This is a genomic window from Leucobacter sp. GX0328, from assembly GCF_053567315.1.
In genome coordinates this window covers 469,191-489,519 of the sequence record NZ_JBSGPC010000001.1, presented here as the reverse complement: position 1 = coordinate 489,519, position 20,329 = coordinate 469,191, and the positions used below count along the sequence as shown (strand labels likewise).

The following is a 20,329-nucleotide window of genomic DNA, read 5'->3' as shown; positions in this document are numbered from 1 at the left end:
GGAAAGCCGCCCCGGGACGACCCGAAGGGCGAACGCCCGTGCCGGGGACGGCCCCGCAGAACGGTGAGATCCCCGTGCTCCGCGCAGTCCTCACTCCCTCCGCTCTCATGCGCCTCGCCCTGGCCTGGGGCTCGTGCCTCGTACTCGCTCTCGTGCGCCCGGTGCTGCACGACGCGCCGTCCGCCGTCGTGCTCTGGGGCGCGCTCGCCGCGATCATCGCGGTCATCGTCGCCAGCGCCTTCGGCGTCGTCGGCGAGGCCGAGCACCTCGCGAAACGGCTCGGCGACCCGTACGGCACGCTCGTGCTGACGCTCTCGATCGTCATGATCGAGGTGATCCTCATCTCGGCCGTGATGCTCGGCCCCGGCGATCACACGACGATCGCGCGCGATTCGATCATGGCGGTCTCGATGATCATCATGAACCTCGTCGTCGGCGTCGCGCTGCTCGTCGCAGGGCTCAGTCGCCGGCTGCGTGCGCGCGGGGCGGAGCTGCGGCCCAACAACGCCGGCGTCACCGCTTATCTCGCCATCCTCGTCGTGCTCATCGCGGTCGCGTTCGCGCTCCCCGGCACCGTCGGTGCGAAAGGCGCCTACTCGCCGGCGCAGACCGTGCCGATCGTAGTGGTGACCTTCGGCTTCTACGCATTCTTCCTCGTGCGGCAGATGGGGGCGCAGAAGGCCGATTTCCAGGAGGTCGAGGGCCCTCTGTCGGTGCCCGGGCCTGCCACCGACGCGGTGCCCTCGGCCGAAGAGCCCCGATTCGGGCTGCGCGCCGAGGCGACCGCCCGCACCGCCCTGCTCGTCGCGCTCATGCTGCCGATCGTGCTGCTCTCGCACGACCTCGCGACGCTGCTCGACGACGGACTCGACCGCGTCGGCGCACCGGTCGCGCTCACCGGCCTGCTCATCGCGATGATCGTCTTCCTTCCCGAGACCATCACGACGGTGCGCGCGGCGGCCGGCGGCGAGATGCAGCGCGTGAGCAACCTCTGCCACGGCGCCCTCGTCTCGACGGTCGGGCTCACCGTGCCCGCGGTGCTCGTGATCGGCCTCCTCACCGACCAGCACGTGCTGCTCTTCGAGAGCCCCACGAACCTCGTGCTGCTCGGCGCGACGCTGCTGCTCACCGCCGTGAGCTTCATGGGCCGCCGGGTGACCGCGATCCACGGGGCCGCCCATCTCGCGATCTTCCTGATCTACGGACTGACTGTTTTCCAGTAGCCGTCGGGCGTCCCGGGCGGGTTCCGGACGATCGGTCGGGGTTCGTGGACGTGCGGTCGGGCGGCCCGACCGCTCGGCCGAAATGATGGATCCATGACCGCAACAGCCTCCATTCCACTCGTGCCCGCAGAGAACTCCCCGGGCGCCGCGTCCGCGGGCCGCCGTGCGCGGCGACCCGGCTCGCAGGGCCGCATGAACTACGGCGCGCTGATCACGATGATGCTCATGAGCTTCTTCCTCGTCACCGCCGAGTTCCTGCCGAGCGGCATGCTCACCCGCATCGCCGACGGCCTCGGCGTGAGTTCGGGCCAGGCCGGCCAGATGGTCGCCGTGACCGCGCTCGGCGGGCTGATCGCCGCGCCGACGGTCGGCCTGCTGTTTCCGCGCCTGAACCGGCGATCGCTGCTCGTCTGGCTGTCGATCGCGGCCGCCGTGTCGAATCTCGTGGTCGCGTTCGCGCCGGGCCTCGTGCTCGTGCTCGCTTCGCGCTTCCTGCTCGGCGCCGCCATCTCCGGCTTCTGGGCGATGTCGATCTCGGTCGCCGCTGCGATCGCCGGCCCCGAACGTCTCGGCCGCGCCGTCATGTTCAACTCGGCGGGGGTATCGCTCGCCACCGTCGCCGGGGTGCCCCTCGGTGTGATGCTCGGCGACGCGATCGGCTGGCGCGGCGTCTTCGTGGTCGCGGCCGCGCTCAGCGCGGTGCTCGCCTTCGGACTGCGCTGGCTGCTGCCCTCGGTGCCCGCAGAACGGGCCGCGTCGATCGCCGTGCTGATCGGTGCGCTGCGCCGGCCCGGCATCGCGCTCGGCGTCGTCGCGAACGTCTTCGTCGTCACCGGCCACTTCCTCGCCTACACGTACGTGCGCCTCGCCCTCGAACGCGTCGAGGCGGGCGGCGGCACCGTCGGGCCCGACACGATCGTCGTGCTGCTCGCGCTCTTCGGCGTCGGCGGCCTCATCGGCAACCTCGTCTTCGGCGCCTTCGTCGACCGCGCGTACCGCGTGCTCGCGGTGCTCACCCCGATGACCATCGCGGCCTTCCTGCTGCTCGTCATCGCCAGCGCCGGTTCGCTCGGGGCGACGGGCGCCGCAGTGTTCGTGTGGGGCTTTTTCTTCGCCTCGTGGCTGCTCGTCGCCAACACGTGGGTGGGAGGCCGCATGCCCGACCTGCTCGAAGCGGGCGGCAGCCTCATCGTGCTCGGTTTCCAGGCCGGTATCATGCTCGCGGCGGGCGTCGGCGGCGCCATCGTCGACGCCATCGGCATCGTGCCGGTGTTCGTCGTCGGAGCCGCGCTGCTCGGCGTCGGGGGAGCGCTGTTCGGCCTCGCGGGCCGGTCAGGACGCCGGAGCGCGTAGCGCCGTGCGCCACGTCGACGGGCTCGTGCCGACCCGTCGGCGGAACGCGCGGCTGAACCCGTCATCGGAGCCGTAGCCGATCGCGCGCGACACTTCGGAGACGCCGAGGCCTCGGGCCAGCAGCTGCTGCGCCTGGCGGATGCGCACACCGGCGAGGTACTCGGCGGGGGAGGTGCCCATGGCTGCGCGGAACCGCTCGGCGAACACCGACCTCGACATCGCCCCGGTGCGGGCGAGATCTTCGACCGTCCAGTCGCGCCCGGGCTCGGCGTGCATGGCCTCGACCACCCGATCGAGATGCGGATCGTCGGTGCGCGAGGGCCAGCCGAGCGGAGCGCAGCCGCCGACGACCCAGCTCTGGATCACGGAGACGAGCACGGTCTTCGCCATCATCTCGCAGATGAGCGTGCTGCCCGGCATCTCGTCGCACAGCATCGGCGCCGGTTCGGCGCTGCTGCGCTCGCGCCCGAGCTGCGCCGCGAGAGCGGCGACCGCCGGCGCACTGCGGCGCAGATCGATCGCGGTCACGGTGCCGGGCAGCAGCTCGAGCACGCCCGCCCCGGAGGCTGAGAAGTCGAAGGTCGAGACGAGCACGAAGGCGCCGCCCGAGATCAGCGAGTGCGCGTCGCGCCCGGTGAAGAGGCGGGCGTCGCCCGCCGCGAGCCCGATCGGACCGCCGGCGGCGGCGCCCTGGGCGGCGGTGCAGAGCCCGCCGTCGATCACGTAGACGAGCGTCGCTTCGCCGCTGCGGATGGCGAGGACCTCGCCGGGCTCGAGCGAGACCCGATGCTGCTGCCGCACGCGGGCGTCGACCTCGGAGAGTACACGGTCGATCGAGGCGGGGGAGGTGCGGGGCTCGGCCATAACTGCAGCAACGCCGTGCCTCTGCGCGGTATTCCTGCGGCGCACCGCATTATTCTGGATGCGGCTGTGCGAACCCGACCGCAGTTCACCCACCCCGATGCACCCTGGAGGCGCAGATGTTCGTAGTCACGACCAACGATGTACCCGGCTACCGGGTGACGCAGGTCTTCGGAGAAGTAATGGGCCTCACCGTTCGCTCGGCGAACTTCGGCCAGAACTTCACCGCAGGTTTCCGCTCGCTCGGCGGCGGCGAGATGACCGAGTACACGCAGGTCATCTACGAGTCGCGGTGGGAGGTCATGCAGCGCATGTGGACCGAGGCGCAGCAGCGCGGGGCGAACGCCGTGATCGGTATGCGCTTCGACTCGGGAGCCATCGGCAACTTCACCGAGTTCTGCGCCTACGGCACTGCGGTCGTCATCGAGCCGATCGAGCCGACCGCCCCCGCCGCGCCGGCGCAGTAGCCGCAGGCGCCCATGCGCGCTCGGGCGTGATCTGCCGGAGCGCCCCTCTCCCGTGGAGCCGTATGCACCACCGCTAGTGCGCGGTTGGTGCGTACGGCTCCACGTTTCGGTTCCGGGGTCGCGCACCTCCGGTTTTGCTCCGGTGGGAGTTGCGTGGGAGGATGCGTGCACCGTCTTCGATGGAAGGAAACGCAATGGCGCGTGAAGCTACTCCACAGACCCCTCGAACCGCAGCAGCGGGGGCCGACGCCTCCGCGGGCGCAGCGCCCCCGGCCGCCGGGGCGGTGAAGCCCGCTGCGAAACCCGTGGCGAAGAAGACCGTTGCCGTCCGGAAGCCCGCCGCGAAGCCCGCGGCCGCGAAGCCCGCCGCGAAGCCCGCGGCCGCGAAGACCACCGCGAAGCCCGCGGCCGCGAAGACCACCGCGAAGCCCGTCGCGAAGAAGACCACCGCGAAACCCGCGGCGAAGAAGACCGTCGCGAAGCCGGCCGGGGCCGCGGCCCCGACGACCGCGGCAGCGCCTGCCGTGCCGGCCGCGTCGAAGAGCCAGTCGACCGCGAAGGGCGGGGCGATGCTGCCCCCGGCGGCGGGAGCCGCGCAGACGGCCCCGGCGCCCGGCCTCAAGGGCGGTGCGCTCAAGGGCGGCGCTGCGAAAGGCGGTTCCCTGACGGGCACCGGAACGGACGCCCCTCCGCTCGAACGCAAGAAGCGCCGCCGCTCGAAGCGCCAGACCGCTCCGGGGCCGATCTCGATCGGTCGCAGCGGCTGGACCAAGCTCAAGAACATCTCCGAGATCAGGCATTACTTCCGTACGAGCGAGACGCCGGTGTTCTTCATCGGCGCGACGGCCTTCAACCTGCTCGGTCTCGACCGGTGGGTGCGCGGCTTCTCGTACATCGCCTACTACGACAGCTGGGACGGCAATCACCCGCGCGTCTTCACGCCGGCGCACAAGCCGCACGTCGACTTCCAGAGCGGCGAAGACATCAACAACTGGCTGCTGCGCAACCACGAAGTGCGCGCCCACATCGAGAGCCGTACCCCGCCCGGGGTGCGCCCGAAGGTGGTCATGGTCTTCTTCGACGAGGAGACCGAGCGCATCTGCGAGGAGCTCGACTACGAGCTGATCCTGCCGAGCCATGCGCTGCGCGAGCGGCTCGACTCGAAGATCGTCACCACGCAGATCGCCGACTCGGTGGGCGTGCCGAGCGTGCCGAACGCGCTGACGCAGGTCGCCGGCTGGGACGAGCTCGTCACGGTCGCCGACGAGGCAGGGCTCGGGCAGGATCTGGTGATCCAGACCGCCTACGGCGATTCGGGCAAGACGACGTACTTCGTGACGAGCGAGGCCGAGTTCGCCGCGATCGCCGATGAGGTGACCGACGTCGAGATCAAGGTGATGAAGCGCATCAACCATCGGCCGATCGCGATCGAGGCGGTGCTCACCCGGCACGGCACCATCGTCGGCCCGTGCATGACCGAGATCACGGGGCACCGCGAGCTCACCCCGTACCGCGGCGGCTGGGCGGGCAACGAGATGTTCCCGACCGTGCTCGACGACGAGAGCCGCCACGAGGCGATCAGGCTCGTGCGCACGCTCGGCGATCGGCTCGGCAAGGAGGGGTACCGCGGCTTCTTCGAGGTCGATGTGCTGCTCGACACCGACACGGGCGACGTCTATCTCGGCGAGCTGAACCCGCGCGTGAGCGGGGCCTCGGCGATCACGAATGTCACCGCCGGCGCCTACGCCGACATGCCGCTGTTCGCGTTCCACCTGCTCGAGTACTCGGGCATCGACTTCGAGATCGACATGGACGAGATCAACAAGCGGTGGGAGGAGCTTGCCTCTGAGGACGAGTGGAGCCACATGGTGATCAAGCACACCTCCGACTCGGTCGAGCTCATCGACGTCGCGCCGCGCACCGGCCGCTACGTCATCGCCCAGGACGGTTCGCTCGTGTACAGCAACCCGAGCCTCGACTGGCATTCGCTGCGCACCGACCGCGAGGCCTTCTACCTGCGCATCTACAATGCGGGCGATTACCGCTGGAAGGGGTCGGACCTCGGCATCCTCGTGACGAAGGGGTACCTCGAGGGCGACCACGGCGGGCTCACCCTGCATGCGAAGTATCTGATCGACGCGATCCGGGGCATGTACCGAACGACCGTCATCGAGCAGGGCGGTGAATCGCCGAAGAACGGTTCGGCGAAGGGATGACGGGCGCCTCCCGGGCGAACGCGGGGCGAATCCGCGGGGTGGGATACTGGAAGAATGCCCGCTGACTTCGATCCGATCACGCCCGCAGCGGCAGCCGGGGCGGCCGATTACGGCTACCCGCCGGCGACCGGCGCGATTCCGGTCGTGCCGCCCGTGGTGCCCGCGGCCCCCGCAGCACCGATCCCGGCAGCCACAGGGATCCCTGCCGTGCCCGTTGCGCCTGCCGTGCCCGTGCCCGTCCCTGACCCGAGCCCGCCGACCGGCGCCATCATGGTGCCCGGCGCGCCGACCGGGGACCCGGGGCGGGTCGCGTACCCGCCGCCGCTCGACCAGTGGCAGTTCGCCCCGTACCTGCGATGGTCGATGCAGAACATCGAGACGTTCCTGCCCGTGCACAAGATCGCGCGCGGCGAGCGGACGAGCGACTTCGGGTACCGGCAGGCCGAGCTGCGCAGCCTTACGGTCGCGCACCCGTGGGAGAACCGCGTGGCCTCGTTCGCCGACGTCATGGCGACGACCGAGGGCGACGGCTGGATGGTGCTGCACCGCGGCGAGATGGTCGGCGAGCAGTACTACGGCGACTACACGCGCGGCGGCATGCATCTGCTCATGTCGGTCTCGAAGTCGCTCACCGCGACGACCGCCGGCATCCTCGCGAGCTCGGGCGAGCTCGACCTCGATGCGCCCACGACGCGGTACGTGCCGCAGCTCGCGGGGTCGGGGTACGAGGGGTCGATCGTGCGCCACCTCGTCGACATGCGCACCGGGGTGAAGTTCTCGGAGGCGTATCTCGACGCCGACGCCGAGGTACGGCTGCTCGAAGAGGCCATCGGCTGGGCGCCGAAGCGGCACCCGCACGTGCCCGACAGCCTGCTCGGGTTCCTCGCGACCCTCGGTCAGAGCGGCCCGCACGGCGGCGCCTTCGACTACAAGTCGTGCGAGACCGACGCGCTCGGCTTCGTCATCGAGGGGGCGACCGGCCGGCACACCGCCGACGTCATGTCGGATCTGCTGTGGAAGCCGATGGGGGCAGAGTACGACGCCCACGTCGGTGTCGACAGCGTCGGCGGCGGCATGTTCGACGGCGGCGTCTCGGCGGCGATGCGCGACCTCGCCCGTTTCGGCCACCTGTTCGTGAACGGCGGCGTCGGGCTCGACGGCACCCGGGTGCTTCCCGAATCGTGGGTCGACGACACCTTCGCGGGCGGCGTCGATTCGCGCGAGGCGTTCGCGATGGCACTGGAGCCGACCATGATGCCGGGCGGCATGTATCGCAACGGCTTCTGGTTCCCGGGCGAGAGCGGCGACGTCATGCTCGCGCTCGGTATCCACGGCCAGATGATCTATATGAACCGCGCGACCGGCGTCGTCGGCGTGAAGGTGTCGAGCTGGCCGACCCCGCAGGCGGCCGAGAAGCTGTTCTGGACGCTGCGGGCATTCGACACCGCTTCGTGGTCGCTCGCGAGCGGCGCGGCCTGAGCCCGGCCGCCTCGGCGGCGCCCAGGCTCGGCTTCGTCCCTACTTCGGCACGGCGATCGTCGGTGCGCCGAGGCGGCGCACCCGGGGGAGGCCTGCGGCTCCCGGCCCGTCGGACGCCGCTTCGAGCAGCCAGGCTTCGCCGTTGAGCACGCGCGGCATCTCGTGGCCCGCGAGCTCCTCGAGCGCCGAGCGGATGAGGGCGCCGTGGGCGACGACGATCGAACCGGGCTGCTCGCGCAGAACGCGCCCGAAGGCGTCGGCGCCGCGGCGCGCGAGATCGTCGAGCGATTCTGCGCCCGGCACGTCGAGGCCGGGCCAGCGGGTCTGCGCCTCGGGTACCGGCAGCCCCTCGGCGGGGCCGAAGTCGCGCTCGAGTACGCCCGCATCGATGGCGGGGGCGTCGAGCCCGAGGGCTTCGGCGACGATAACCGCCGTTTCGACGGCGCGGCCGAGCGGCGACGCGATGACGCGGCTCCACGGGCCGGTGCCGACGAGCAGGGCCGCCGTTTCGGCGGCCTGCGCGCGGCCAACTGCGTTGAGCGGCACCTCCGTGCGCCCCTGGATACGGCGGGCCGAGTTCCAGTCGGTCTCGCCGTGCCGGATCACGACGATCGAATTGCTGCGCGATGCGTGAGTCGTCATACCGCTACCGTAGCCGGGGCGTCTGGGGTGTTCGTGATCATCCGCGGTCGTCGGCGATGACGAGCAGCTCGCCGACCTCGCACTCGAGCACCCGGCAGATCGCGGTGAGCGTCGAGAAGCGGATCGCCTTCGCGCGGTCGTTCTTCAGCACCGAGAGGTTCACGATGCTCACGCCGACGCGCTCGCTCAGTTCGGTGAGGGTCATGCCTCGCGCCGCGAGCAGCGCGTCGAGGCGGCAGCGGATCGCATGGGCCTCCTCGGGGGGCATCAGATCAGCCCCTCGGTGTCGCGCTGCAGCCGCTCGCCGATCGCGAAGACCGCGGCGATGAGGCCGCCCGCGAACGCGACGGCGATGTAGGTCGCCGGTTCGAAAGCGAACACGAGATTGTCGAGCTGCCGATCCGTCGCCCAGGCGACCGCCCCGTTCGCGAGCATCGTGCTGCACAGGTTCGCGATCGAGAAGCCGATGAGCCCGGTCAGCACGGCGGTCGTCACCAGGCGGGTATTGCGCCGGCTGAAGACGCGGCCGCTCAGGGTCGAATAGGCCAGGAGCGCGAGGCAGATCGCGATCGTCGCGGTCGTCAGCACGGTGACGATCGGGCCCGCCACTCCGGCGGCGAGGGAGACGCCGGGCAGCTCGGTCGCCCGGATGACGGCCGATTCGACCTCGACGGGCAGGCTGCCCGCGGCGCCGGTGGCGATCTCGGCCGGGGCTCCGGCGAATTGCACCTCGACCGGCACGGGCCCCGGCCCGAGCACCTCGATGATGCGGGCGGCACCGGCCGCCGCGGTCCAGACGGTGATGACGGCGCCGGCGACGATGAACGCCCAGAGCGACCATCGATCGCCGCGGGGCGGCACGTAGGGGGAGGTTGCGCGGTTCATGATCGTTCCTTATCGATTATCGTTGTTATCGCTTTTCGATAAATTAACGGATCGCACCCCGTCCTGTCAAGGGCCGGTAACGCCGACGGCGAACAGGGCCCCGCGACGCCGGGCCAGCCCGTAGCCTTGATGCATCGGCCGGAGTCGACCCGTCGACGCGACACCGGCCCCAGGAGGTAGAAGAGATGTTCGAGAGATTCACCGATCGCGCCCGCCGTGTGGTCGTCCTCGCCCAGGAAGAGGCGAAGATGCTCAACCACAACTACATCGGCACCGAGCACATCCTGCTCGGCCTCATCCACGAGGGCGAGGGCGTCGCAGCGAAGGCCCTCGAGCAGCTCGATATCTCGCTCGACGCCGTGCGCGCGCAGGTGACCGACATCATCGGCACCGGCCAGCAGCCGCCGGCCGGCCACATCCCCTTCACGCCCCGCGCGAAGAAGGTGCTCGAGCTGAGCCTGCGCGAGGCCCTGCAGCTCGGCCACAACTACATCGGCACCGAGCACATCCTGCTCGGCCTCATCCGCGAGGGCGAGGGCGTCGCCGCCCAGGTGCTCGTGAAGCTCGGGGCCGACCTGAACCGCGTGCGCCAGACCGTCATCCAGCTGCTGTCGGGCTACCAGGCCGGCAAGGAGAGCGCGACCGTCGGCGCCCCCGAGCAGCAGGGCGAGACCAAGGGCTCGCAGGTGCTCGACAACTTCGGCCGCAATCTCACGCAGGCCGCCCGCGAGGGCAAGCTCGACCCGGTCATCGGGCGCGAGAAGGAGGTCGAGCGGGTCATGCAGATCCTCTCGCGCCGCACCAAGAACAATCCCGTGCTGATCGGCGAGCCCGGCGTCGGCAAGACCGCCGTCGTCGAGGGCCTCGCTCAGGCCATCGTCAAGGGCGAGGTGCCCGAGACGCTGAAGGACAAGCAGGTCTACGTGCTCGACCTGTCGTCGATGATCGCGGGCAGCCGCTATCGCGGCGATTTCGAGGAGCGCCTGAAGAAGGTCACCAAGGAGATCCGCAACCGCGGCGACATCATCATCTTCATCGACGAGATCCACACCCTCGTCGGCGCGGGTGCCGCCGAGGGCGCGATCGACGCCGCGAACATCCTGAAGCCCATGCTGGCCCGCGGCGAGCTGCAGACCATCGGCGCGACCACGCTCGACGAGTTCCGCAAGCACTTCGAGAAGGATGCGGCTCTCGAACGCCGCTTCCAGCCGATCATGGTGAACGAGCCGTCGCTGCCGCATTCGATCAACATCCTGAAGGGCCTGCGCGACCGCTACGAGGCGCACCACAAGGTCTCCATCACCGACGGTGCGATCGTCGCCGCGGTGAATCTCGCCGACCGCTACGTGCAGGATCGCTTCCTGCCCGACAAGGCCATCGACCTGATCGACGAGGCCGGCGCGCGCCTGCGGCTGTCGATCCTCTCATCGCCGCCCGAGCTGCGCGAATTCGACGAGAAGATCGCGGTCGTGCGCGCCGATAAGGAGCATGCGATCGAGGAGCAGGACTTCGAGAAGGCCGCCGGCAAGCGCGACGAGGAGAAGAAGCTCATCGCCGAGCGCCTGCGTCTCGAGAAGCAGTGGCGCGCCGGCGACGTCGCCACCCACGCCGAGGTCGATGAGGGTCTGATCGCCGAGGTGCTCGCCCAGGCGACCGGCATCCCCGTCTTCAAGCTCACCGAAGAGGAGACCTCGCGCCTCCGCTTCATGGAGGAGGCGCTGCACCAGCGCGTCATCGGCCAGAACGAGGCCATCTCGGCTCTCGCGAAGACGATCCGCCGCCAGCGCGCGGGTCTCAAGGATCCGAAGCGCCCTTCGGGCTCGTTCATCTTCGCCGGCCCCACGGGCGTCGGCAAGACCGAACTCGCGAAGGCGCTCGCCGAGTTCCTCTTCGACGACGAGGACGCGCTGATCTCGCTCGACATGTCGGAGTACGGCGAGAAGCACACCGTGTCGCGCCTCTTCGGCGCCCCTCCCGGGTTCGTCGGCTTCGAAGAGGGCGGCCAGCTCACCGAGCGCGTGCGCCGCAAGCCGTTCTCGGTCGTGCTGTTCGACGAGATCGAGAAGGCTCACCCCGACATCTTCAACTCGCTGCTGCAGATCCTCGAGGAGGGTCGCCTGACCGACGGCCAGGGCCGCGTCGTCGACTTCAAGAACACCGTCATCATCATGACCACGAACCTCGGTTCGTCGGCGATCGCGGGCGGCCCGGTGGGCTTCCAGATCGAGGGCGACACCCAGATCGGCTACGACATGATGAAGGGCAAGGTCAACGAGGAGCTGAAGAAGCACTTCAAACCCGAGTTCCTGAACCGCGTCGACGACACGATTGTGTTCCCGCAGCTCACGAAGGCCGAGCTGCTGCAGATCGTCGACCTCTTCGTGAAGCAGCTGAAGGATCGCCTGCTCGATCGCGACATGCATATCGAGGTCGCGCAGGCCGCGCGCGAGCGCCTGGCCGAGGTCGGTTACGACCCGACGCTCGGCGCCCGCCCGCTGCGCCGCGCGCTCCAGCGCGAGATCGAAGACCGCCTCTCCGAGCAGATCCTCGGCGCCGAGCTGCTCGCCGGCGACCTGGTGAAGGTCGACTTCGTCGACGGGGCGTTCACCTTCGAGACCGAGCGCGCGAGTGAGAAGGAGCACGGCAAGACCTCGGCCTCCTCGGCCGCCGCCGTGGCTTCGACCGCCGCGACGCCCGGCACGGCCGAGTAGCGCAGCGCGAGACGAGCCGAGAACCCCGGAGCGCCCCTGGCCTCCGGGGTTCTCGCCGTTCCGGGCCGCGCGGCACCGGCACCGCTCACTATGCTGGAGGGATGAACGCGACCGAGCCCATCAGCATTCGCAGCGCGCGCACCAGCGATGTGCCCCGCATCGTCGCGCTCATGGAGCCGCTCGTCGCGAAGCGCATCCTGCTCGGCAAGGACCTCGTCGACCTCTACGCGGCCGTGCCCGAGTTCCTCGTCGCGGTCGTCGATGCGCCGGAGGGTGAAGAGATCATCGGCTACGGCGCCGTGCACGTCATGTGGGAGCAGCTCGGCGAGGTGCGCACGCTCGGCGTTTCGCAGCAGTACCTCGGGCGGGGCATCGGTCACCTGCTGCTCGAGGCGCTGTCCGATCGCGCCCGCGCGCTCGGACTCACCCAGCTGTTCTGCCTGACCTTCGAGACCGACTTCTTCGGCCGGCACGGCTTCGACGTCGTGAGCGAGAACGCCGAGCTCGTCGCGGCCGAAGTCTACGCCGAGCTGCTGCGCTCGAACGACGAGGGCGTCGCGGAGTTCCTCGACCTCGCCCGCGTGAAGCCGAACACGCTCGGCAACACGCGCATGCTGAAGCACCTGTAACCGAGGCGGGCCGGATACGCTGGCGACATGTCGAAGTCGCCGAGAGCCCCCGAGGACGCGGGACACGAGCGTGCATCAGAACGATCGGGCACGATGGGCGCGCTGCGCAACCCCGTCGGCCCGAAGGCGCGCGGCGTGTACCTCAGACGGCGCCTGCTCGTGCTCGCCGGATTCATCGCGATCGTCGCGGTCGTCGTACTGGTCTTCCTGAAACCCGGGTCGAGCGGCGGCGCCCGCAACGCCTCGCAGGTGGAGGTGCCGGCCGACCTGCCGCGCGAGACGCCGGCGCCCGAGGGCGAGGTCGCCGCCTGCGCCCCGACCCAGCTGGCAGTCGTGCCGCTGACCGACAAGTCCGGGTACGCCGAGGGCGAGGACCCGCAGCTCTCGCTCACGGTCGAGAACACCGGCACCGAGCCCTGCTCGGCCGACCTCGGCACGGCCGGCATGACCTTCGCCATCACGAGCGGCGAAGACGAGGTCTGGCGCTCCGTCGACTGCCAGGAGAACCCGAAGAGCCTCGCGGTCGTGCTCGACCCGGGCAAGCCCCTCACGAGCGAGACGGTGCCGTGGGTGCGCGAGCGCTCCGACCCCGAGACCTGCGGCATCGAGCGCGAGAAGGTGCCGGCCGCCGGCGCCTCGTACCACCTCGTCGCCACCGCGGGCGGGGTCACGGGCACCGACACCGCTCAGTTCCTGCTGTACTGACGGCCCGCCCGGCCCCGCGCCGCCCGTTCGGGGCCCGTTCGTACGGCCTCTCCGCGGGGCCGGTCGCGCCGCACCGCGCTGCGAGAGGGCGAATGCTGCAGATCGGTAAAATTCCAGCTCGAGCCCGCCGCCCCGAGTCGAAACGGGGTTATGGTGATGCTATGGAGAAGAAACTGAGAGCATCTGAGACCGGTATCCGGGTGGAGATCCTCGATGGCACGAACGAAGCCGTCGGTGTCGACAAGCTCGTCGATGACTTCTTGCATGACAAGGTCGACGACGCGCTGCGCGATCTGCACGAACCCCATCGCGAAAGCGAGGCAGCGGCCGAATAATGCGCCCGAGGCCGAGGGGTCTCATCACCCGACGGCCGGCGACCGCAGCTCCTCGACCCGCAGCGCCAGCCACAGCTCGGCGCGGTCGTCGGCGCTCGCGAGAGAACGGTCGGTGATGCGCTCGATGCGTGCGATGCGATCCCGCAGCGTATTGCGGTGAATGCCGAGCGCCGCCGCGGTCGGCCCGCGCTGACCGTCGGCGGTGAAGAGCGCGACGAGGGTGTCGCGCAGCGTTGCGCGGTCGGCCGTCGACAGGTCGCCGCCGGTTTCAGCGCCATCGCCGGCCCCGCGCGAGAGCGCGCCGAGCACGCGCAGGGCGAGCCGCTCGCCCGCGCCGGGAAGCTCGAGCAAGGCCTCGATCACGGGGGTCTCGCGGTCGGCCCAGACGGCGGCGGGCGTGCGCGGCGTCTCGTACAGCGGGTCGGTGAGCGACAGCGACCGCAGCCCGGCACGCGCCGAGCGGGCGCTGATGGCGGCGTCCTCGAGCGGCACGGGCCGGCCGATGACGGCGTCGAGGCCGTGGTGGGCGGTCGCCGCGATCGCGCGCTGCAGCCGGTCGTCGATATCGGCGCACAGCTGCCAGGCGAGGGCGAGGCCGCTCGCGTCGGGGTGCGCCCCGGGGTCGGGCGCAATGAGGCGGTCGGCGCCGGTGCGCGGCCGCCGGCGCCAGGCCGACACGTCTTCGGCGGCGCCCTGCACGGCGACCGCCCGCACTCGGGCCGGTAGGCGGAAGTCGGGGGAGAGCACCGCAGCAGCAGCCGGCGACTGGCTGCCGTCGAGCAGCCCCGCGGTCAGGCGCTCCCAGCGTTCGCGCTCGCGATTGGCGTCGGCGCGGTCGCCGCGCAGCCCGATACCGAGTACGATCGCGCCCGCCGCGATGACCGAGCGGCCGCTGGGGCTCAGCGGCTCCGAACCGGCGACGGCGAGCTGCAGCGTTCCCGCATCGTCGAGGTCGATGCGTTCGACGGCGCCGCTCGACGCGAGGGCCGCATACCGGCCGGTGCTCGCGATGCGGGAGCCGTCGGTGCCGATGAGTGCGAGGTGCCGGCCGGTGGCCTGCGCCATTGTGGCGAGCACCTCGGCGGGTTCGTGCTCGCCCCGCGACGCGTCGAGAATGCGCTGCGCGGCGCCGAGCGCGCTGCGGGTGGCGCGCAGCTCGTCCGAGCGCAGCAGTTCGGCGACGGCCTTGCTCACCGCGATGAACGGGGTCGGCAGCGGCACTTCGAAGAGCGCGACGCGGTAGGTGCTGGCGGCGCGCACGAGGGCGGGCGGCACGGCGTCGTGCGCGATGCCGATGCCGAAGCCGATAGCGGCGATGCGGGCGCGGCTGAGCCCGGCCGTGAAGTCGTGCCAGCGCCGGTCGTCGTGCGCGAGCGAGAGACCGGTGGTGAGGATCACCTCTCCGCCCTCGAGGTACGGCCCGAGGGCGAGCAGTTCGGTGATCGACACCCAGCTGATCTCGGGGTCGTCTGGCCCGGCCTGGATGAGGCGGAGCCCGAGCCCGGGGGCGGCGAGCAGCTGGGAGAGCGTGGTCATGATGCGATTCTTGCATATCCCGATCCCTCAGGACTGTGCAATGCTGCCCATGGATGCGTGTTGCGGCCGCCCTAGGCTGAGGGCATGGAAGCAGAAGCGCAAGCACCGCTCGCCGGCATTCGCGTGGCCGACTTCTCGCGAGTGCTCGCGGGGCCGCACGCCACGATGATGCTCGCAGATCTCGGGGCGGACGTCATCAAGATCGAGAGCCCCGAGGGCGACGGCACCCGCCAGTGGACGCCTCCGGTGAACGCCATCGGCCAGAGCACCTACTACGCGGGCGTCAACCGCGGCAAGCGCTCGGTCGTGTGCGATCTGCGCGACTCCGAGGGCCTCCGCACCGCGACCGAGCTCGCCCGCACCGCCGACGTCGTCATCGAGAATTTCAAGCCGGGCACCATGGCCCGCTTCGACCTCGACTACGAGCGCGTGGCCGCCGCGAACCCGGGAGTCGTCTACTGCTCGATCTCGGGCTTCGGCGACGGCGCCGGGGCCGACCTGCCGGGCTACGACCTGCTCGTGCAGGCCGTCGGCGGGCTCATGAGCATCACCGGACCGAGCGATGCCGAAGGCGGCGAGCCGCTGAAGGTCGGTGTGGCGCTCGTCGACATCCTCACCGGGCTCAACGCCGTCGTCGGCATCCAGGCCGCGCTGCGCGCTCGCGACGCAGAGCATGCAGCGGGCCGCGGCCAGCACGTGCGCATCACCCTGCTCGGGTCGCTGCTGTCGGCGCTCGCGAACCAGGCCTCCTCCACCCTCGAGACGGGCCGGTCGCCCGGGCGGCTCGGCAATGCGCACCCCTCGATCGCGCCGTACGAGACCTTCCGCACCGCCGATCAGACGCTCGCGCTCGCCGTGGGCACCGATGGACAGTTCGCGCGACTGTGCGAGACGCTCGGCGAGCCGGGCCTCGCGCGCGACGCCCGCTTCGCGACGAACGAGGCTCGCGTGGCCCACCGAGCCGAGCTGAAGCCCGCCCTCGAAGCCCGGCTCGTCACGCGCCCCGCCGCCGAATGGATCGACGCGTTCACCGCCGCGAACGTCCCCGCCGGCCGCGTGAACACGATCGGACAGGCCTTCGAGCTCGCCGAAACCCTCGGCCTCGACGTCGTCGCCGCCACCCCGGCCGCAGACGAGGCGGGCCGGCCGCAGCAGCTGCGATCGGTCGCGCTGCCCATCCACCTCTCGCGCACCCCCGCGCGCTACGGCACGCCGCCCCCGGCGCTCGGCGAGCACCAGGGCGCCGCATGGCTGCCCCGCTGACGCCGCCCGCCCAGCCCTGCGGTCGCAGCCTCACGAACCACACCGAAAGGACCCCATGAGCACCATCGACCAGCTCTTCGACGTCGCCGACTTCGTCACTGAAGAGGAGCGCGAGTGGCAGCTGCGCGCCCGCGAGTTCGCGACGACCCGCATCGCCCCCATCATCGACGAGGCGTTCGAGGAGCGCCGTCTGCCGACCGAGCTGCTGCCCGCCGTCGGCGAGTTCGGCGCCTTCGGCATGTACCTGCACGGATACGGGCTGCGCGGCGCCTCCTCCGTCGCGTACGGCCTCGTCGCGATGGAGTTCGAGGCCGTCGACTCCGGCTTCCGCACCGCGCTCTCGGTGCAGGGCTCGCTCGCCATGGGCGCCATCTCCAAGTTCGGCTCGGAGGATCAGAAGCAGCGCTGGCTGCCCGCGATGGGCCGCGGCGAGGCGATCGGCTTCTTCGGCCTCACCGAACCGCAGGGCGGCTCGGACCCCAACACGATGATCACGACCGCGCGGCGCGAGGGCGACCAGTGGGTGCTGAACGGCAAGAAGCGGTGGATCGGTCTCGCCTCGATCGCCGCGGTCGGCGTCATCTGGGCGAAGGACGAGGAGGGCGTCGTGCGCGGCTTCGTCGTGCCGACCGACACCCCGGGGTTCACCGCCACCGCGATCGAGAACAAGCTGTCGATGCGCGCCTCGCTGCAGTGCGAGATCGAGCTCGACGACGTGCGCCTGCCCGCCGACGCGATCCTGCCCGGTTCGAAGGGTCTCTCCTCGCCGTTCCAGTGCCTGAACGAGGCCCGCTACGGCATCGTCTGGGGCGTCATGGGAGCCGCCCGTTCGTGCCTCGAGGCCGCCGTCGAGCGCTCGCAGAGCCGCGAGGTGTTCGGCGCGCCGATCGGCGGCAAGCAGATCACGCAGGCGAAGCTCGCCGATATGTTCGTCGAGTACGAGAAGGGGCTGCTGCTCGCCCTGCACCTCGGCCGCCTCAAGGATGCGGGGCGCCTGAGCCACGGCCAGATCTCGGTCGGCAAGCTCAACAATGTGCGCGAGGCCATCAAGATCGCGGGCACCGCGCGCTCGATCCTCGGCGGCGACGGCATCACGAGCGACTTCCCGGTCATGCGCCACATGGCGAACCTCGAATCGGTGCGCACCTACGAGGGCACCGACGAGGTGCACCAGCTGGTCATCGGCCGCGAACTCACCGGCATCGCCGCGTTCTGAGCCGGGGCGCCGCGCATCTGCAGGGATCGCCGATCCCTGCAGATGTGCGAAGATGAGACCGTGACCGAGCAGAGCCCCGCCGACGCGCACGGCGCCCCCGACGCCGCCGGCGCCGCGGCCCCCCACGCGCGCGAGATGACCGATGTGCAATCGTGGCATCTGCCGCGGCTCATCATCGCCTGGGCCGTCGCCGCGATCTTCGGCGTGCTCATCACCGTGCTCGTGCCCGAGACGAGCCGCTTCCCCTGGCTCGTGCTCGCGATCGGCATCGCGACGCTCGTCACCTTCGCACTGCAGCTCGGCACCGCCCAGAAGGTCGGCTTCATCACGCGCACGGCGTTCAGCGTCGCGGGATCGGTCGTCGTCATCGCGGTGATCGACCTCATCAGCGCCCTCGTCTCGCTGCTATGATCGAACCATGCTCCTAGCTCTCGAACTCTTCTTCCTCGGGCTTCTCGGCCTGGCATCGCTGGCGATCGCTTGGGTCTCGGGAACGGTCATCTACAAGCTCTTCAAGGGCCAGCGCTGAACTTCCTCCAGCTGCCGGGCGCTGTCGCGGCCGACGGATACGGCGTCGCGATGCACTACGCCGCGCCGTTGCGCGAGCAGCGGGCGCTCGCCGCGGGCGAGGCGATCGTCGACCTGTCGCATCGCGGCATCGTCACCGTCACGGGTGCGGACCGGCTGAACTGGCTGCATGCGATGACGAGCCAGGGCCTCGCCCGGCTCGCTCCCGGCGAGGGCGTCGAAACGATGCTGCTCGACCCGAACGGGCGCATCCAGCACGCCATCCGCATGGTCGACGACGGCGAGACGAGCTGGCTGCTCGTCGATGAGGGCTCGGCCGAGGCGCTCGCCGCCTACCTGAACCGCATGCGCTTCGCGATGCGCGTCGAGGTCGCCGACGTGTCGGCCGACTACGCCGCCGTGCTCGCGTTCGCGGGCGACGCGGCAGCTGCCCTGAACGGGCTCGGCCCGGTCGTCGCCTGGCGGGACCCGTGGGCCTCGGTCGCACCGGGCGGTGTGCAGTACGCGCACAGCGCGGAGCACGCCGGCGCAGACTGGACGGCGACGCAGTTCGTCTTCGCCCGCACCGAGCTCGACAGCGTCGTCGCGCTCGTCTCGAGCGGCACCGTGCAGGCCGCGGGCCTCCTCGCACTCGATGCGCTCGAGGTGCGCGCCTGGCGGCCGGCGCAGCACGGCGACGTCGATGAGCGTTCGATCCCGCACGAGTTCGACTGGTTGCGCACCGCGGTGCACCTCACGAAGGGCTGCTACCGCGGCCAGGAGACGGTCGCGAAGGTGCACAACCTCGGCCACCCGCCGCGGCGGCTCGTGCTGCTGCACCTCGACGGCTCGGCCGGCGAACTGCCCGTCCCAGGAGCGCTCGTCTACCCGGACGGGAAGGCCGCAGACCCGGATGCCCGCCCGGTCGGGCGCATCACCCGTGCCGCACTGCACTACGAGTGGGGGCCGATCGCGCTCGCCCTGGTGAAGCGGTCGGTCGCCGAGGATGCGCTGCTCGAGGTGCGCGGAGGCGCCGCGGGCGCCGATCCCGCAGCCGCGGTGCTCGAAACGCTCGCCGCATCGCAGGAGGTCATCGTGCCGGCGGATGCGGGTGCGACCCGCCGTGTGCCGCGCCTCAAGCGGCTCTGAACCGGCGAGTCGCCGCCGCTAGACTGGGGCGTATGACGAATACGCTGATCCTTCTCCGTCACGGCCAGAGCGAGTGGAACCAGAAGAACCTCTTCACCGGCTGGGTCGATGTCAGGCTCACCGACCAGGGCCGCGGCGAAGCGGCCCGGGCGGGCGAGCTGCTCGCAGAATCGGGCCTGCTGCCCGATGTGCTGCACACCTCGGTGCTGAGCCGCGCCATTCAGACGGCCAACCTCGCGCTCGAGAGCGCCGACCGGCTGTGGGTGCCGGTGCGCCGCTCGTGGCGCCTGAACGAGCGCCACTACGGCGCGCTGCAGGGCCTCGATAAGACCGAGACGCTGCAGAAGTACGGCGAAGAGCAGTTCATGGAATGGCGCCGTTCGTTCGACACCCCGCCGCCCGTGCTCGACGACGCGAGCGAGTGGTCGCAGGCGAACGACCCGCGCTACGCCGGTATCGACGGCGAGCAGCCGCGCACCGAGTGCCTGAAAGACGTCATCGAGCGCATGCTGCCCTACTGGCAGAACTCGATCGTGCCCGATCTGAATGCGGGCAATACCGTGCTCGTCACGGCCCACGGCAACTCGCTGCGCGCGCTCGTGAAGCACCTCGAGGGCATCTCGGACGCCGACATCGCATCGCTGAACATCCCGACCGGCATGCCGCTCGTCTACGACATCGCGGAAGACGGCACCGCCGTAGGCAAGGGCCGCTACCTCGACCCCGAGGCCGCCGCAGCCGGCGCTGCCGCGGTCGCAGCTCAGGGCAAGTAGTCCCGGGAACGGGTGAGGCCCCCTTCGCGCGAAGGGGGCCTCACCCGTACGGTTCAGCGGCGCGGGCGCGAGCCCGTCAGCCGAGGGGAGCCGGGCTCACCGTTCGTCGTCGTCCTCAGCGTTGTACTTGCTCGCGTACTCCGCCCAAGGGTCCTCTTCAGGACGTTGCTGCGGCGCCTCCGATGCGAGCTCGCGCTCGAGATCGGAATAGTTCGTCGCGGGGCTGAAGTACTTCAGCTCCCGTGCAACCTTGGTGTGCTTTGCCTTCTGACGGCCGCGCCCCATGCGTGACCCCCTTACACATTCGGGCCCCGCGAGTTTTTGGACTTCGCGAGGCAGGTACTCAACTGAAATAGACGTATAGGGGCGATTCTAGCAT

At 70.5% G+C, this 20,329-nt stretch carries 20 protein-coding genes; 14 read left to right on the top strand and 6 right to left on the bottom strand.

The window, feature by feature from the left end:
• Window positions 1-74: 74 nt before the first annotated feature.
• Together ACUYTF_RS02210 and ACUYTF_RS02205 are read left to right on the top strand one after the other, a co-directional pair.
• Window positions 75-1,223 (top strand): calcium:proton antiporter, encoded by a 1,149-nt coding sequence (locus tag ACUYTF_RS02210; RefSeq protein ID WP_434141030.1) that lies wholly within the window; start codon window positions 75-77, stop codon window positions 1,221-1,223.
• 93 nt (window positions 1,224-1,316) lie between these two features.
• Window positions 1,317-2,576, top strand: a complete 1,260-nt coding sequence (locus ACUYTF_RS02205; RefSeq protein ID WP_434141031.1) for an MFS transporter — start codon at window positions 1,317-1,319, stop codon at window positions 2,574-2,576.
• On the opposite strand, the gene ACUYTF_RS02200 is transcribed toward ACUYTF_RS02205, so the two are convergent.
• The gene (locus tag ACUYTF_RS02200; RefSeq protein WP_434141033.1) at window positions 2,556-3,440 is read right to left on the bottom strand and encodes a helix-turn-helix domain-containing protein; all 885 of its coding nucleotides are present in this window, start codon (window positions 3,438-3,440) and stop codon (window positions 2,556-2,558) included. The two genes, ACUYTF_RS02205 and ACUYTF_RS02200, sit on opposite strands and share 21 nt — an antisense overlap.
• 116 nt (window positions 3,441-3,556) lie before the next feature.
• Between ACUYTF_RS02200 and ACUYTF_RS02195 the strand changes: the two genes are divergently transcribed.
• The 3 genes from ACUYTF_RS02195 (at window position 3,557) to ACUYTF_RS02185 (ending at window position 7,599) form a co-directional block, all read left to right on the top strand.
• Window positions 3,557-3,904, top strand: coding sequence for a YbjQ family protein (locus ACUYTF_RS02195; RefSeq protein ID WP_434141034.1), 348 nt, complete (start codon window positions 3,557-3,559; stop codon window positions 3,902-3,904).
• A 194-nt stretch (window positions 3,905-4,098) separates the two neighbouring features.
• Complete coding sequence (locus ACUYTF_RS02190; RefSeq protein ID WP_434141036.1) at window positions 4,099-6,120, top strand: biotin carboxylase; 2,022 nt, start codon at window positions 4,099-4,101, stop codon at window positions 6,118-6,120.
• A 54-nt stretch (window positions 6,121-6,174) separates the two neighbouring features.
• Window positions 6,175-7,599: a serine hydrolase gene (locus ACUYTF_RS02185; RefSeq protein WP_434141038.1), complete on the top strand. Its 1,425-nt coding sequence runs from the start codon at window positions 6,175-6,177 to the stop codon at window positions 7,597-7,599.
• Window positions 7,600-7,638: 39 nt separating this feature from the next.
• On the opposite strand, the gene ACUYTF_RS02180 is transcribed toward ACUYTF_RS02185, so the two are convergent.
• From ACUYTF_RS02180 to ACUYTF_RS02170, 3 genes are read right to left on the bottom strand one after another with little or no spacing between them, the layout of a single operon-like run.
• Window positions 7,639-8,241, bottom strand: coding sequence for a histidine phosphatase family protein (locus ACUYTF_RS02180; protein WP_434141040.1), 603 nt, complete (start codon window positions 8,239-8,241; stop codon window positions 7,639-7,641).
• A 37-nt stretch (window positions 8,242-8,278) separates the two neighbouring features.
• On the bottom strand, window positions 8,279-8,509 hold the full coding sequence (locus tag ACUYTF_RS02175) for a helix-turn-helix domain-containing protein (protein WP_434141042.1): 231 nt from the start codon (window positions 8,507-8,509) through the stop codon (window positions 8,279-8,281).
• Window positions 8,509-9,126 carry a hypothetical protein gene (locus ACUYTF_RS02170; RefSeq protein ID WP_449279262.1) on the bottom strand — a complete coding sequence of 206 codons (618 nt, stop codon included), beginning with the start codon at window positions 9,124-9,126 and terminating at the stop codon, window positions 8,509-8,511. Before ACUYTF_RS02170 ends, ACUYTF_RS02175 begins: the two co-directional genes overlap by 1 nt.
• A 185-nt stretch (window positions 9,127-9,311) precedes the next feature.
• On the opposite strand from ACUYTF_RS02170, the gene ACUYTF_RS02165 reads away from it, so the two are divergent.
• The 4 genes from ACUYTF_RS02165 (at window position 9,312) to ACUYTF_RS02150 (ending at window position 13,506) form a co-directional block, all read left to right on the top strand.
• Window positions 9,312-11,837: an AAA family ATPase gene (locus ACUYTF_RS02165; RefSeq protein WP_434141046.1), complete on the top strand. Its 2,526-nt coding sequence runs from the start codon at window positions 9,312-9,314 to the stop codon at window positions 11,835-11,837.
• A gap of 101 nt (window positions 11,838-11,938) precedes the next feature.
• On the top strand, window positions 11,939-12,466 hold the full coding sequence (locus ACUYTF_RS02160) for an amino-acid N-acetyltransferase (RefSeq protein ID WP_434141048.1): 528 nt from the start codon (window positions 11,939-11,941) through the stop codon (window positions 12,464-12,466).
• Window positions 12,467-12,493: 27 nt separating this feature from the next.
• Entirely contained in the window at window positions 12,494-13,171 is a 678-nt protein-coding gene (locus ACUYTF_RS02155) for a hypothetical protein (RefSeq protein WP_434141050.1), read from the top strand.
• A 161-nt stretch (window positions 13,172-13,332) separates the two neighbouring features.
• Window positions 13,333-13,506 (top strand): hypothetical protein, encoded by a 174-nt coding sequence (locus ACUYTF_RS02150; protein WP_434141052.1) that lies wholly within the window; start codon window positions 13,333-13,335, stop codon window positions 13,504-13,506.
• 24 nt (window positions 13,507-13,530) lie between these two features.
• Here the strand turns inward: ACUYTF_RS02150 and ACUYTF_RS02145 are convergent, their stop codons facing one another.
• Window positions 13,531-15,042 (bottom strand): PucR family transcriptional regulator ligand-binding domain-containing protein, encoded by a 1,512-nt coding sequence (locus ACUYTF_RS02145; protein ID WP_434141054.1) that lies wholly within the window; start codon window positions 15,040-15,042, stop codon window positions 13,531-13,533.
• Window positions 15,043-15,126: 84 nt separating this feature from the next.
• Between ACUYTF_RS02145 and ACUYTF_RS02140 the strand changes: the two genes are divergently transcribed.
• The 5 genes from ACUYTF_RS02140 to ACUYTF_RS02120 all read left to right on the top strand — a co-directional run bounded on the left by ACUYTF_RS02140 (window position 15,127) and on the right by ACUYTF_RS02120 (window position 19,950).
• A complete protein-coding gene (locus ACUYTF_RS02140) occupies window positions 15,127-16,305 on the top strand; it encodes a CoA transferase (protein ID WP_434141055.1) in 1,179 nt (392 codons plus the stop codon).
• A 55-nt stretch (window positions 16,306-16,360) separates the two neighbouring features.
• Window positions 16,361-17,521, top strand: a complete 1,161-nt coding sequence (locus ACUYTF_RS02135; RefSeq protein ID WP_434141056.1) for an acyl-CoA dehydrogenase family protein — start codon at window positions 16,361-16,363, stop codon at window positions 17,519-17,521.
• 60 nt (window positions 17,522-17,581) lie between these two features.
• Complete coding sequence (locus ACUYTF_RS02130) at window positions 17,582-17,932, top strand: hypothetical protein (RefSeq protein WP_434141058.1); 351 nt, start codon at window positions 17,582-17,584, stop codon at window positions 17,930-17,932.
• A gap of 114 nt (window positions 17,933-18,046) precedes the next feature.
• A complete protein-coding gene (ygfZ, locus tag ACUYTF_RS02125; RefSeq protein WP_434141669.1) occupies window positions 18,047-19,177 on the top strand; it encodes a CAF17-like 4Fe-4S cluster assembly/insertion protein YgfZ in 1,131 nt (376 codons plus the stop codon).
• 32 nt (window positions 19,178-19,209) lie between these two features.
• Entirely contained in the window at window positions 19,210-19,950 is a 741-nt protein-coding gene (locus ACUYTF_RS02120; RefSeq protein WP_434141059.1) for a phosphoglyceromutase, read from the top strand.
• Window positions 19,951-20,046: 96 nt separating this feature from the next.
• On the opposite strand, the gene ACUYTF_RS02115 is transcribed toward ACUYTF_RS02120, so the two are convergent.
• Window positions 20,047-20,235, bottom strand: a complete 189-nt coding sequence (locus ACUYTF_RS02115; protein ID WP_434141060.1) for a DUF3073 domain-containing protein — start codon at window positions 20,233-20,235, stop codon at window positions 20,047-20,049.
• Window positions 20,236-20,329 lie beyond the last annotated feature (94 nt).